Source organism: Sphaerisporangium sp. NPDC005289, assembly GCF_040607455.1.
GTDB classification, from domain to species: Bacteria; Actinomycetota; Actinomycetes; order Streptosporangiales; family Streptosporangiaceae; genus Sphaerisporangium; species Sphaerisporangium rhizosphaerae.
In genome coordinates, this window is sequence record NZ_JBEXGS010000014.1 from 147,258 (window position 1) to 160,175 (window position 12,918).

Here is a 12,918-nt window from a genome sequence, read left to right on the forward strand (position 1 = left end):
CCACGGCTCGTCCCGCGGATCCGGCGCGGGCGCCACGGCGATCCTCGCGGACCCGGTGCGAGCGCAACGGTGATGCCCGCGTACCTGGTGGGGGTGCCGCCGTGGTTCTCGGGCGCGGCCTGTCGCGGCATCGCCGTGCGCCTCCTCATGCGAGGTACGCGCCCGGCGGGGCGTACGGGCGTCCGGGAATGCCGGGCGGGCCGGTCGCGTTCCTCCACCGGCCGCCGGCGCCGCCGGCGCCGTTAGGGTTTGCAACGAGTTATGAAATCGGCCATTCCCTGCGACACGGTCACGGCGTTTTGGGCCCCGGTTCACGTGGAGCCGTCCGGGGCCGTCCCCGTGCCCGCCGCGGCCCGGGCGGCCGATTAGCTCCCCGTTCCCACCTGCGTCGCAAAGGTTTCGCTCCGCGGTATCGAAGCGTTTCGCGAGCGCGGCCGGCGCGCCCGCCTCCGGGCGCCGGGCGATCGGCGCGCCCGGCCGGCCGCCGTCAACGGTCAGGAGCAGGCGGGCGGGGGAGGTGAGCCGCAGAACCTCTCTCCCCATCGGCGCAGCTCCTCCACCGACGGGCGCAGGCCCTCGCCCGCCGGGGTGAGCCGGTAGGACACCTCGACCGGCGGGCCGGTCTCGACGTGCCGTTCGACCAGGCCGACCTCGGCGAGCTCGACCAGCCGGCGCGACAGCATGGGACCGCCGATGCCCGGGATGCCCCGTTCGAGCTCGCTGAAGCGGGCGGGACCGCCGAGCAGCGCTCCGATGATCAGGCCGTTCCACCGCTTGCCCAGCAGCGCGAAGACGTGGAACAGATGACCGCAGACCAGGTGGTCCGCCCCGTCCGCATCCATGTCCGGAGTCTAACCCCTTGTGGGTTCCAAATCTGAAGCAGATACTCTTCCTGCACTTCATCCGATCTTTGAACTCCCAGAGCTGGAGCCGTTCCCATGAACATCGCCGTGATCGTCCTCACCATCCTGCTCGCGGCGACCTTCGCCGCCTCCGGCGTGGCCAAGCTGGCCGGAGCGGCGGCGATGCGGGAGAGCGCGCAGCACCTCGGCATCGACTACCCCAAGTACCGCCTGATCGGAGTGCCCGAGGTCGCCGGCGCCGCCGGTCTGGTCATCGGCCTGTGGGTCGTGCCGCTGGGCATCGCCGCCGCCGTGGGCCTGGCTCTGCTCATGGCGGGCGCGGTGGTCGTCCACGTGCGGACGGGCGACAAGTTCGACAAGACCGCGCCCGCCGCGGTCCTCTGCCTGCTGTCGGTCGTGCTCGCCGTCCTGCTGCCGATGGCGGCCTAGCGGCCTGGTCTCCCGGCCGGCGCCTGTTGCCCCGGCCGGCCGGGAGAGCCCGCCGCCGGTCAGAGTTTGCGGTAGGTCCTCGCTTCCTGCGCCGCGGCCAGGACGTCCGCGAGCGGGGCGCCGGTGGCGGCCAGGACGGCGGCGGAGATGGCCCCCTCGACGAACGGCACGTCCGCGATGACCACCGAGCCGGGTTCCTCGAACAGGCGGGCGGTGAGCACCGAGCTGCCGAGGTCGGGGATCAGCACCACGCCGGCTCCCTGGTCGACCTCCTCGACGGCCGCGGCGATCTTGTCGGCGCTGGTGCCGCAGCCGCCCTCGTCGGTCCCTCCGGCCGGCGCGACGCGCGCGTGCGCGCCCGCGATCTGCCGCACAAGCGCCGCCGCCTCCCTGGCCAGGGCGTCGCTGTGCGAGACCAGGACGATGCCGACCCGCCGTTCGGGGATGCTCATCGGTCAGCCGCCCGCCGCCGCGCGCAGGGCGACGAACAGCAGGACCGTGGAGGCGGCGCCCGGGTCCTCGTGGCCGATGCTCCGCTCACCCAGGTAGCTGGCCCGCCCCTTGCGCGCCATCAGGGGGACGGTCGCCACGGCCCCCTCCCGGGCCGCGGCGAGCGCGGCGTCGAACACCTCCCGCGCTCCGCGGCCGGCGCTCACGGCGCCGGAGAGGGCACGGGTGGCGGGCGCCAGGGCGTCGACCATGGTCTTGTCGCCCTCCTGCGCCCCGCCGAGCTTGCGCACCCCGGCCAGCCCCGCCTCGAACGCGGCGGCGAGATCGGCGAGCGTCACCGTGACCTCCTCTTCGAGCTCCTCGGGCCCCTCGGGCCCGGGAGCGTCCCCGGCCGACGGCGGTAACGACCGCCCCGCCGGGCCGTGACCCGCCGGCTCGCCCGGCCCTTCGCGCTGCGCGGCGGTGAGGACGGCGCCCATCTGCCGGAAGACGGTGCCGTACAGCGGGCCGGAGGCGCCGCCGACCTTGCGGATGAGGGTCGTGCCGGTCAGCGTGAGAACGGCTCCGGGAGTGCCGGGGAACGCGGCGGACAGCGCCTCGCGGACGGCGGTGAAGCCGCGGTCCAGGTTGGTCCCGTGGTCGGCGTCACCGATCGCGGCGTCGAGCCGCGTCAGGCGGTCACGGTCGGCGGCGACGGCACGAGCCGTCTCCTCGACCCAGGCGGTGAAGAACCGGGCGTCCATGGGTCAGCGGCCCCAGCGCAGGGACGGGGTCTGCACCGGAGCGTCCCACAACTGGGTCAGTTGGTCGGTCAGCAGGCACACGGTGACCGAGAAGCCCTGCATGTCCAGGCTGGTGACGTAGTTGCCGACCAGGCTGCGCGCCGGAACGGCCCCCTTCTCGCGCAGGTAGGCGGCGACCTCGGCGAACACGACGTACAGCTCCACGAGCGGGGTGCCGCCCATGCCGTTGACCATCACCAGGACCTCTCCGGACAACGGCAGGTCGTCGTGGACGGCGTCCATGGCGACGCGGGTGAGTTCGCGCGCCGGGGCCGCGGGCGCGCGCGTCCTGCCCGGTTCGCCGTGGATGCCGATGCCCAGCTCCACCTCGGCGTCCCCCAGGTCGAAGGTCGGCCCGCCCGCCGCCGGGACGGTGCAGGACGACAGCGCGACGCCGAACGACCGGCTGCGCGCGTTCACCCGCCCGCCGAGCTTCGCCACCTCGCCCAGCGGGGCCCCGGTCTCGGCGAGCGCCCCGGTCATCTTCTCGACGAAGACGGTGGCGCCCGTGCCGCGGCGCCCGGCGGTGTAGAGGGAGTCCTTGACGGCGACGTCGTCGTTGACCAGGACGGTGCCGACCTCGACGCCCTCCTCTGCGCACACCTCGGCGGCCATCTGGAAGTTCATCACGTCGCCGGTGTAGTTCTTGACGATGTGCAGCACCCCCGCGCCGCCGTCCACGCCGTGCGAGGCCTCGATGATCTGGTCGGGGACGGGGGAGGTGAAGATCTCTCCCGGGCACGCGGCGTCCAGCATGCCGTGGCCGACGAAGCCCGCGTGCAGCGGCTCGTGGCCCGAGCCGCCGCCCGAGACCAGCCCCACCTTGCCGGGCGTGGGCGCCGCCCGGCGGTACACGACCTTGTGCGCCAGGTCGACCCGCAGGTCGGGGTGGGCCGCGGCCATCCCGGCGAGCGCGTCGGTGACGACGGAGTCGGTGCTGTTGATGAGCTTCTTCATGACCCGGCCTTCGACTCGCGTTGGTGGTCTTTCGGCAAATCTCTCCCCGTTCGCGGCATCCGGCAAGCGCCGGGCGATCCGGCGCGGACCGCGCCGCGGGTGATGACGCGGGGCGGCCGGAGGGAGGAGTATCGGTTCCTACGGTCACGAGCGGGAGGCAAGGATGTCGGTGTTGAGCAGTCTCGTCGAGGGGATCCGGACCGGGGCCATCGAGGTGGTCGACCTCACCGCCCCACTGAGCTCCGACACCCCGATCCTCATGCTGCCCGAGCCGTTCGCCAACACCGCCCCCTTCCGGCTCACCGAGATCAGCCGGTACGACGACCGCGGCCCCGCCTGGTATTGGAACGACATCGTGACCGGCGAGCACGTCGGCACGCACTTCGACGCCCCGATCCACTGGGTCACCGGCCGCGAGGGCGAGGACGTCGCGCAGGTGCCGCCGCCGAGCCTGATCGGCCCCGCCGTCGTCCTGGACTTCGCGGCCCACGCCGCGGCCGACCACGACTTCCTGCTCCAGATCGAGCACGTCAAAGAGTGGGAGAAGGCCAACGGGGCGCTGCCCGACGGCGGCTGGCTGCTCTACCGCACCGGCTGGGACGCCCGCGCGGGCGACCAGGCGGAGTTCCTCAACGCCGATGAGACCGGCTCGCACACCCCGGGCATCTCGGCGCAGTGCGCGCGATGGCTGGCCGAGGAGACCCCGATCCGCGGCATCGGCGTGGAGACCGTCGGCACCGACGCCGGGGCCGGGCACTCCTTCGACCCGGCCTTCCCCTGCCACTCGTTCATGCTCGGCGCGGGGAAGTACGGGCTGACCCAGCTCCGCAACCTCGACCGGCTCCCGGTCACCGGATCGGTCGTCCTGGCCCCGCCGCTGCCCATCGTCGGCGGCTCGGGCAGCCCCGTGCGCGTCCTGGCGCTCGTCGAGCGATGACCGTCGCTCGCGCCGTCGGCCGCGCCCTCGCGGAGCTCGGCGTCCGCACCGCCTTCGGGCTGGTCGGCAGCGGCAACTTCCACCTGGTCAACGCGCTGGCCGAGCACGGCGTGCGGTTCGTCGCCGCCCGCCACGAGGGCGGCGCGGCCACCATGGCCGACGCCTACGCCCGCATGAGCGGCACCGTCGGCGTCCTCAGCGTGCACCAGGGGCCAGGGCTGACCAACGCGATGACCGGCATCACCGAGGCGGCCAAGAGCCGAACCCCGCTGCTCGTCCTGGCCGCCGAGGCGCTCGAACCCCGCTCCAACTTCCACATCGACCAGAGCGCCCTGGCCGCCGCCGTCGGAGCCGTGCCCGCGCGGGTGGAGTCGGCCGCCACCGCCGTCGCCGACACCGCGCGGGCCTTCCGCCTGGCCGCCGACCGGCGCGCGACCGTCCTGCTGAACCTTCCGCTCGGCCTGCAGAACGCGCGGGTGGACGACGTGGAGACTCCCGCCGGGAACGGCGTCACGGTTCCGCGTCACGGCGCGGGCGAGCACGGCGCGCGGCCTTCGCCCGAGGCGGCCGCCGAGCTGGCCAAGGTGCTCGCCGGGGCCCGCCGTCCCGTCTTCGTCGCCGGACGCGGGGCGAGGCGGGCTCGGCGCGAGTTGGAACGGCTGGCCGAACGCACCGGCGCGCTGCTCGCCACCTCGGCCGTGGCCCGCGGCCTGTTCGTCGGCAACCCGTGGAGCCTGGACGTCAGCGGCGGGTTCGCCTCGCCGCTCGCCGCCGAGCTGATCCGCGACTCCGACGTGGTCGTCGGCTGGGGGTGCGGGCTGAACATGTGGACCACGCGGCACGGCGCGCTCATCGGGCCCTCCGCGACCGTCGTCCAGGTCGACCTCGACCACGACGCCCTCGGCGCGCACCGCCCGGTCGCCCTCGGCGTCGCCGGCGACGTGGCCGCCACCGCCCGCGCGGTCGCCGAGGCCCTCGGGCCCCGCCCCCGCGGCGAGAGCCCGGGCTCGCGTGCACGCGGAGAGACGCCGGGTTCGGGGTCCGGCGGCGGCGCCGTGGATTCGCGGGGCGGCGACGAGGGGTGGCGCACCCCTGCCCTGGCCGAGCGGATCGCCCGCGAGGTCGCCTGGCGGGACGTCCCGTACACCGACGGCTCGGGCGGCGGCCGCATCGACCCGCGTACGCTGTCGATCGCCCTGGACGACCTGCTGCCCGCCGGGCGGCTCGTCTCCGTCGACTCCGGCAACTTCATGGGCTACCCGTCGATGTACCTGTCGGTGCCCGACGAGAACGCCTTCTGCTTCACCCAGGCGTTCCAGTCGGTCGGGCTGGGCCTCGCGACGGCGGTGGGCGCCGCGCTGGCCCGTCCCGACCTGCTTCCCGTCGCGGCGCTCGGCGACGGCGGCGCGCTGATGGGCGTCGCCGAGCTGGAGACCGTCGTCCGGCTGGGCCTGCCCATGGTGGTCGTGGTGTACGACGACGAGGCCTACGGCGCCGAGGTCCACCACTTCGGCCCGCAGGGGCACGCCTTGGACCGGGTGCGGTTCCCGCCGTGCGACATCGCCGCCGTCGCCCGCGGGTACGGCTGGGACACGGTGACCGTGCGGGAGCCCGCAGGCCTGGCCGGGGTGTCGCGCTGGCTGGACGGCCCGCGCGACCGCCCGCTGCTCGTCCACGCCAAGATCACCGCCGACCGTGGCTCGTGGTGGCTGGAGGAGGCCTTCCGCGGCCACTGACCCGGTCCCGGACGGCTCGCCCACCGCGCCGGCCGGGCGCCGGCCGGGCGCCGCCGTCCCGCCCGCACCGCAGGTTACCCGTCCGTAGGTTACGGTGCAGGCATGGCTGAGATCGTGTACCCCCTGGTGATCACGACCGCGCGCGGGCTGTTCAAGGCGCTCGACGTGCGCATCGACGTGAGAGGGGCCGAGCACGTCCCGGCGAGCGGGGGAGCGGTCCTGGTGAGCAACCACATCAGCTACCTCGACTTCCTCTTCGTCGGCTACGGCGCCCTGCCCGCCGGGCGGCTCACCCGGTTCATGGCCAAGAAGGAGGTCTTCGCCCATCCCGTCTCCGGTCCGCTGATGCGCGCGATGCGCCACATCCCGGTCGACCGCTCGGCGGGCGCGGGGGCCTACGGCCAGGCCGTCGCGCGCCTGCGGGCGGGGGAGGTCGTCGGCGTCTTCGCCGAGGCCACCATCAGCCGCTCCTTCACCGTCAAGCAGATCAAGAACGGCGCCGTGCGGATGGCGGCCGAGGCCGAGGTGCCGCTGATCCCGGTCACTCTGTGGGGCACGCAGCGCATGTGGACCAAGGGCCGGCCGAAGCGCCTCACCCAGCGGCACATCCCGGTCACCATCGACGTCGGCGAGCCGCTGTACCCCAAGCCCGGGCAGGACACCGAGGAGCTGACGGCCGCCCTGCGGGCCACGATGGAGCGGCGGCTCGACGGCGTCCAGCGGGCCTACCCCGGCGCCGCGGACGCCGCCGGCGCGTGGTGGCAGCCCGCCCACCTCGGCGGCGCGGCCCCGACCCCCGAGCAGGCCGCCGCCCTGGACGCCGCCGAGCGCGAGTCCCGTCGCCGGCGCTGACCGCGGCCGCCGCCGACGAGCGCGTCCTGTCGCCGGCGCTGACCGCGGACGCAGAGAGTCCTGTCGCGGACGCCGGCCACGGGGCTCCCGTACGACGAGGGCGTGACGTGCAGGCCGCGAAACTCCGCGCGACGGCGTCAGCCGCCGGTGGCGGGAGCGGCGGCCAGGGCCTCCTCGACGGTCGGGTAGACGGGGATGCGGGCGGCCAGGCCGGTGATCCACAGCACGCGCGCCGCGCTGCGCTGCACCGCGGCCAGCCCCAGCCACCCGCCCGCCTCCACCGACCGCTTCCAGCAGTTGACGAGCAGGCCGGTGGACCGCGAGTCGAGCAGGTCCAGGTCGAGCAGGTCGATGACCAGGTCGGGCCCGCACCGGGTGAACGCCTGGTCGAGGAAGTCCTCGAAGGTCAGCCGGACGGTGTAGTCCAGGGTGCCCTTGAGCGTCACCAGTCCGACGGCGCCGCGGCGTTCGGCCGCGAACTGGGCGGCATCGGTGGAGACGTACAGATCGGACATCAGGTGCTCTCCTGGACGTTCGGCGTCACGTGCGCGACGAGGATGCAGGTGTCGTCGCTGGTGTTGCTCGGCACCAGAGCCTCCATGACGGCGGACAGGCGGTCCGGGGGCCCGGAGCGCATCACCTCGGCGATGGTGGCCGCCAAGATGTCCAACCCCTCATAGAGGTCACGACCGGGCCTCTCGATCAGACCGTCGGTGTACATCACCAGAAGGTCGTCGGGTTCCAGTCGTATGCCGGCGTGAGTATAACTGGCGTCGTCGAAGACCCCGAGGAGCACTCCGGGATGCAGCACCCGGTGCACGGCGCTCCCGCGCACCAGCAGCATCGGCGGGTGGCCGGCGTGGGTGAAGGTCAGCGTGCGGTCGCGCCGGTCGAACCGGCCGACCACGGCGGTGGCCAGCACGTCAGGGCGCACCGCGCGCAGCAGGCGGTTCAGCGCCCCGAGGATGCGGTCGGGGTCGTGGTCGGCGAATGCCAGCCCGGTGATCGCGTGCCGCAGCTTCGCCATCGCCGACGCGGCTGGCAGCCCGCTCCCGGCGACGTCGCCGACGGCCAGCAGTGCCTGGTGGTCACTCAGCGGCATCGCCTGGTACCAGTCGCCGCCGAGCAGAGCCGTCTGGGCGGCGTCGTAGCGTACGCCGACCCGCAATCCCGGCAGGTGGATCAGGCTCTCCTGCACCGGCATGATGATGTGCTGTAGCTCCGCGGTGAGCCGCAGCTCCTCCTCCAGTCGCCGCCGGGTCTGGGCCAGCTGGTCGTGCGCGTACCGCCATTCGGTGACGTCCTGAGCCACGCCGTGGACCTCGACGGCCTGACCCGAGCCGTCCCGGCCGGCCTCGCCCACGATGCGCAGATGGCGCAGCGCGTCGCCGACGTACACGCGGATCTCGAACTCGTGGGGGCCCGCGGCGTTGGTGATGGTGGCCAGCGCGTGGTGGAGCACCGGCTGGTCCTCGGAGTGTGTGATGGCCGCGTAGCCGCGCAGGTCGAGCGGCCCGTCGTCCGGGTCGCGGCCGTGGATGGCGTACATCTGGTGCGACCACTCGATGTCGCCGGTGTCCAGGTTCCAATAGCCCCAGCCCAGGTGCCCGAGCCGCTCGGTGTGGGCGAGACGGGCGAACAGCCGCTGCTCGTCGTCGTCGCGCGCCCACGAGGCGAGCAACCCTCCGGCGACGCGCGTCGCCTTCACCGTGAAGCTGGACCGGTGCGGCACGCCCTCGACGGTGTCCACGTGCACGTACCGGGCGATCTCCTCCGGGCCGCCGGTCTCCATCGCCCGCAGGTAGCCCTCCCACAGCGGGCTGCCGGCGACGGCCGGATAGGAGGCGACCGTGCGCAGGCCGACGAGCTCCTTGCCGACGCGCCCGTACACGTCCTTGGCCTGCGGGGCGGCCGCGCGGATCTCGAAGTCGACGATCGCCCCCGCCTGGTCGCGGATCGGGGTGTACCAGGCGGTCTGGGAGGGGACGCCGTCCAGCACGGCCTGGATCAAGGCGTCCGAGCCGGTACGCGATCCCACGCCGTCCGAGCCGGTGTGCGGTCCGGCGCCGTCCGAGCCGGTGTGCGGTCCGGCGCCGTCCGAGCCGGTGCGCGGTCCGGCGCCGTTCGGGCCGGTGCGCGGTCGCACGCCGTCCAGGCCGGTGATCGGGCCGGTGTGCCGCGGTCCGGCGCCGTCGGAGCCGGTGTGCGGCGGTCCCGCGCCGTCCGACGAGGTGGTCACGGGGGCGGATCGCCGCCCGCGCTCGCCGCCGTCCGTCCCCATCAGCCACCTTCCCCAGGGCGCGCGCCGCCCGGCGGCCGTGGAGCCCGCCTCGCCAGGACGGCGCTCCAGGACGCGGAACGACTACCCAGTGACTTTACCAACGCCCTGCCCACTCTCCGAAGCCCGCGACTCGAGACACCCGCCGGCACTTCATCCGGGTGGAACGCGGCTTCGCGGGCGTCGGCCGGAGCCTGTGGCGCTCACGATGCGTCTCGGGTGAAGGGTCGCTGGCCGCCTTCACGGGGGCAGGGTGTCGCGCCAGGGCACGGGGGTGCGTGACCAGCCTAACGCGCGGAACGCGGTGGCGGGCGCCCCCCCGGACGCGAGCTCCGCCGGACGCGGCGGCGTCCGGCGGAGCGGTCGGGGCGGAGAGGTGGTCCGGCGGTCGGGCGTCGGGGCCTGCCGGATCCGGTGCGGCGGGTCAGACGAAGTTCACGTCACTGCAGATGAAGTACGCCTGGTCCATGTGCGAGGCCTGCCAGATGGTGTAGACGACCGCGCGCCCGCGGTGCCCGGAGGTGCTGACGTTGATCGAGTAATTCTGGCTCTGGCCGTACCTGCCGGTGGTGGTCACCAGGTCCAGGTTGTTCCATCCGAGCTGCTGCGTGCTCGGGTCGAAGCCCTGCTTGGTGATGTAGACCTTGAAGTAGTCGGCGCCGTGGCTCGCCTGGTCGTACAGCTTGATGGTGAAGGTGTTGGAGATGTTGGTGGTCTTCCACGCGCCCACGGTGTCCAGCGCGTTGTACCGGCCGCCTTCGGTGTGGCCGCCGCTGCAGAGCTGCCCGTTCGGCACCACGGCCTGGAAGTTGCCGGCGGCGCCGTTGCGGTAGAGCCCGTTCCAGTTCCACATGGCGTTGGGGTTGGCCTGCCAGGCCTGCCAGCACATGGGGTCCTGCTGCGCCATGGCGGGGTTCTGGAAGTCGTTGCCCCAGCGTTGCCAGCAGCCGTAGTTGCGGGAGGCGGGGTCGATGACCGACCCGTGTGCGGAGGCGGTGTCGAACCAGGGGACCAGGGCAAGGACGGCCACGGTCAGCAGGGCGAGGGCGCGGATCGTCCAGCGAGGGTGCCGCGCCAGGTCAGGACGTTGCATCGTTGCGTTCTCCGTCTTCCGGTGGGGGGGTTCCGGTGGGTGGGAGCGCTCCCATATGTTAAGGGGATATTACCTGACAGGTCCGAGTAATGAAATATTACGCCAGAGAGTTGAAAGTTTCAGTAGCCGCGACATATCGCATTCATGCGATGCGGCGGACTTTCCGCAGCTCATGGGGCCTGCTTCCCGCCGCCGACGCGGGCCGGGGCGCCACCGCCGCCGGGCCGGTGAAGATCGTCGTTTGTTTTCGGAAGCTGTCATGATGATCCCGGCATGCGGGGATACGGGGAAATTGTCGCGCCGCGTGCCTCCATGAACCTCCACCGGAACTCCGAAGGGGACGGAAGTGTCTTCCACCAACGCGCCACACCGCCCGGCGGTCCGCTTACGACTCCGGTCGCTGACCGGCTTACGACTCCTGCCCGGCGCCCGGCCGCGCGCCCGCACTCTGGCGGGCGCCGCCGCCCTCGCCCTGGCCGCGACCGGTGTCGCGGCCTTCCTGCCGACCGCTCCCGCCTCCGCCGCCCGCGTGGAGGTGACCTGCGCCGCGGCCGGCCAGGACGCCGCGGTCATGCAGGCCGCGATCGACGGCTCCCACGACGGCGACGAGGTCGTCTTCAAGGGCCCGTGCCTGATCAACGCGACCATCACCCTCCTGGACCGCCGCACCTACCGCGGCGACGGCAAGGCCGGCACGGTCATCAAGCAGGCCGACGGCGCGAACCTGCCCGCCATGCTCGCCTCGGAGTCCTGGGTGAACGACGCCGAGTACAGCTCCGACACCGTGCGCGTCGAGCGGCTCACCCTCGACGGGAACCGGGACAACAACACCGGGACCGTCGGTCTCATGCTGCGGTCGTGGAACGCCAGGATCTACGACGTGGACGTCTACGGCGCGCCCTCCGACGGCATCCGCATCAGCAACCCCTCCAAGAACGGGACCCTGCTGCAGAACACGATGGTGAACAGCATCATCAGCGACGCCGACATCGAAGGGTCGGGCGGCGCGGGCCTGCGGGTGGTGGACCCCGGCAACTCCGTCACCGACTGGACCTTCCAGCGCTCCTGGATCGGCTTCAGCGGCGCGAGCGCCATCGAGTCCGACAACGCGGCCGGGTGGACCTTCAGCGACCTGCACCTGTACGCCACCCCCAAGCACGCGATCGACGCCCACCGCTGCTTCGGCACCTCGATCCAGAACAACTACATCGAGGACTTCGGCGCCGAGGGGACGGCCGGCCAGACCTACTACGGCATCCGCTGCGACCTGCAGGGCGAGGCCGCGACGACCGTCACCGGCAATCGCGTCCACCGCTTCCTGCCGCCGCCGGACGTGCTGGCCACCTACGGCAAGGCCCGCAAGCTCGGCATCGGGCCCTTCCCGCGCGCCCGCCGGCTCACCGGCGCGCCGCCCCGGGACGCCAAGTACGTCTACCTCGCGCTCGACGAGGTCAACTACGGCACCGGGCACGCCGCGGTGACCGGCAACACCATCCTCGGCCAGGGCGTCAAGCGCGAGACCGGCATGCTGTTCAAGAAGGGCCAGGGCGACGGCATGTCCGTCGTCACCAGCGGCAACCTGGTCGACAACATCGACGACCCGCGCGTCACCGGCCCCGGCGTACGGCTGTCGCACGGGTACTGACCGGCCCATCGACACCGGCCCTCCCGGCCCGCGCCGGGAGGGTCAGGAGCGGCGCCGGCCCTCGCGGCGGGCAGGCCGGGGCGTGCTCGTCAGCTCGAGGCGGCGCCGCGCTCATCGTCCGCGGAGTCGGTCCTCAGCACCGACGCCGGCAGGCCCAAGGACCGCGCCAGCCCGTCGAAGCCCTCGTCGGTGACCTTCACCACGCGCTCGCCGTCGCGGGGCCGGACGATCCAGCCCAGCTCGAACAGCCGGTGGGTGATGGCTCCGGCGAGGGCGCCCGCCACATGGTGGCGCCGCTCGCTCCAGTCGACGCACGCCCTGATCGCCGGCCGGCGGCCCTTCAGCGACGGCCGGCAGTCGATGTCCAGCGGGCGCAGGTCCTGCCAGACGGGGACGTCGAGCTCCAGCCCGTCCCCGGTGCGCCTGACCAGCCCCCGGCTCTGCAGCACGTCGGCGATGGCCACGCCGAGCCGGCCCGCGACGTGGTCGTAGCAGGTGCGTGCGCGCCGCAGGTTGTCCAGGTGGAAGGAGGAGCGCAGCGACCTCGGCGGGTGGATCGGCGCCAGCACCGCCAGCGCCTCCAGGGCGGTCGCGACCTCAGGGCCGGCCAGCCGGTAGTAGGCGTGGCGGCCGCAGCGCTCGACGCTGACGATGCCGTGCTCGACCAGCCGGGCCAGGTGCTCGCTCGCGGTCGGGCGCGACACCCCCGACAGGGCGGCCAGCTCGCTGGCCGGCATGGCGCGGTCGGCCACCAGCGCCTTGACCATGGTGGCCCGGGTGCGGTCTCCCAGCAGCCCGGCCACCGCGGCGATGTCGGGACCGGCGTCGATCCTGTTCTCAACCGTCCTGGTCATGTCTCCTCGTTCCCCGCTGCGAAGCGCACGACCCCTGGCCGT

General features: G+C 73.3%; 13 protein-coding genes. 5 read left to right on the forward strand and 8 right to left on the reverse strand.

The genetic code is table 11. The annotated features are described in order from the left end of the window. Nucleotides 1-494: 494 nt before the first annotated feature. Nucleotides 495-842, reverse strand: coding sequence for a helix-turn-helix domain-containing protein (locus tag ABZT47_RS24435; protein WP_354846249.1), 348 nt, complete (start codon nucleotides 840-842; stop codon nucleotides 495-497). A gap of 96 nt (nucleotides 843-938) precedes the next feature. Between ABZT47_RS24435 and ABZT47_RS24440 the strand changes: the two genes are divergently transcribed. After that, nucleotides 939-1,292 carry a DoxX family protein gene (locus tag ABZT47_RS24440; RefSeq protein WP_354846252.1) on the forward strand — a complete coding sequence of 118 codons (354 nt, stop codon included), beginning with the start codon at nucleotides 939-941 and terminating at the stop codon, nucleotides 1,290-1,292. Nucleotides 1,293-1,351: 59 nt separating this feature from the next. On the opposite strand, the gene dhaM is transcribed toward ABZT47_RS24440, so the two are convergent. The 3 genes from dhaM to dhaK are packed head-to-tail and all read right to left on the reverse strand — an operon-like array spanning nucleotide 1,352 to nucleotide 3,481. After that, a complete protein-coding gene (dhaM, locus tag ABZT47_RS24445; protein WP_354846254.1) occupies nucleotides 1,352-1,744 on the reverse strand; it encodes a dihydroxyacetone kinase phosphoryl donor subunit DhaM in 393 nt (130 codons plus the stop codon). 3 nt (nucleotides 1,745-1,747) lie between these two features. Beyond that, a complete protein-coding gene (locus ABZT47_RS24450; RefSeq protein ID WP_354846257.1) occupies nucleotides 1,748-2,485 on the reverse strand; it encodes a DAK2 domain-containing protein in 738 nt (245 codons plus the stop codon). A 3-nt stretch (nucleotides 2,486-2,488) separates the two neighbouring features. Further along, entirely contained in the window at nucleotides 2,489-3,481 is a 993-nt protein-coding gene (gene dhaK / locus ABZT47_RS24455) for a dihydroxyacetone kinase subunit DhaK (RefSeq protein WP_354846260.1), read from the reverse strand. 163 nt (nucleotides 3,482-3,644) lie between these two features. Here dhaK and ABZT47_RS24460 point away from each other — a divergent pair, with 163 nt between their 5' ends. The 3 genes from ABZT47_RS24460 to ABZT47_RS24470 all read left to right on the forward strand — a co-directional run bounded on the left by ABZT47_RS24460 (nucleotide 3,645) and on the right by ABZT47_RS24470 (nucleotide 7,006). Next, entirely contained in the window at nucleotides 3,645-4,418 is a 774-nt protein-coding gene (locus ABZT47_RS24460; RefSeq protein ID WP_354846263.1) for a cyclase family protein, read from the forward strand. Further along, nucleotides 4,415-6,154 carry a thiamine pyrophosphate-binding protein gene (locus tag ABZT47_RS24465; protein WP_354846266.1) on the forward strand — a complete coding sequence of 580 codons (1,740 nt, stop codon included), beginning with the start codon at nucleotides 4,415-4,417 and terminating at the stop codon, nucleotides 6,152-6,154. Before ABZT47_RS24460 ends, ABZT47_RS24465 begins: the two co-directional genes overlap by 4 nt. 102 nt (nucleotides 6,155-6,256) lie before the next feature. Further along, the gene (locus ABZT47_RS24470; protein ID WP_354846268.1) at nucleotides 6,257-7,006 is read left to right on the forward strand and encodes a lysophospholipid acyltransferase family protein; all 750 of its coding nucleotides are present in this window, start codon (nucleotides 6,257-6,259) and stop codon (nucleotides 7,004-7,006) included. A gap of 137 nt (nucleotides 7,007-7,143) precedes the next feature. Here the strand turns inward: ABZT47_RS24470 and ABZT47_RS24475 are convergent, their stop codons facing one another. The 3 genes from ABZT47_RS24475 to ABZT47_RS24485 form a co-directional block, all read right to left on the reverse strand. Continuing rightward, nucleotides 7,144-7,521: an anti-sigma factor antagonist gene (locus ABZT47_RS24475; RefSeq protein ID WP_354846271.1), complete on the reverse strand. Its 378-nt coding sequence runs from the start codon at nucleotides 7,519-7,521 to the stop codon at nucleotides 7,144-7,146. Beyond that, nucleotides 7,521-9,287, reverse strand: coding sequence for a SpoIIE family protein phosphatase (locus ABZT47_RS24480; RefSeq protein ID WP_354846274.1), 1,767 nt, complete (start codon nucleotides 9,285-9,287; stop codon nucleotides 7,521-7,523). Before ABZT47_RS24480 ends, ABZT47_RS24475 begins: the two co-directional genes overlap by 1 nt. Nucleotides 9,288-9,708: 421 nt before the next feature. Further along, on the reverse strand, nucleotides 9,709-10,377 hold the full coding sequence (locus ABZT47_RS24485; RefSeq protein ID WP_354846277.1) for a lytic polysaccharide monooxygenase: 669 nt from the start codon (nucleotides 10,375-10,377) through the stop codon (nucleotides 9,709-9,711). Nucleotides 10,378-10,723: 346 nt separating this feature from the next. Here ABZT47_RS24485 and ABZT47_RS24490 point away from each other — a divergent pair, with 346 nt between their 5' ends. Beyond that, the gene (locus ABZT47_RS24490) at nucleotides 10,724-12,022 is read left to right on the forward strand and encodes a right-handed parallel beta-helix repeat-containing protein (RefSeq protein ID WP_354846280.1); all 1,299 of its coding nucleotides are present in this window, start codon (nucleotides 10,724-10,726) and stop codon (nucleotides 12,020-12,022) included. Nucleotides 12,023-12,111: 89 nt separating this feature from the next. On the opposite strand, the gene ABZT47_RS24495 is transcribed toward ABZT47_RS24490, so the two are convergent. Beyond that, the gene (locus tag ABZT47_RS24495; RefSeq protein WP_354846283.1) at nucleotides 12,112-12,876 is read right to left on the reverse strand and encodes a helix-turn-helix domain-containing protein; all 765 of its coding nucleotides are present in this window, start codon (nucleotides 12,874-12,876) and stop codon (nucleotides 12,112-12,114) included. Nucleotides 12,877-12,918: the final 42 nt, after the last annotated feature.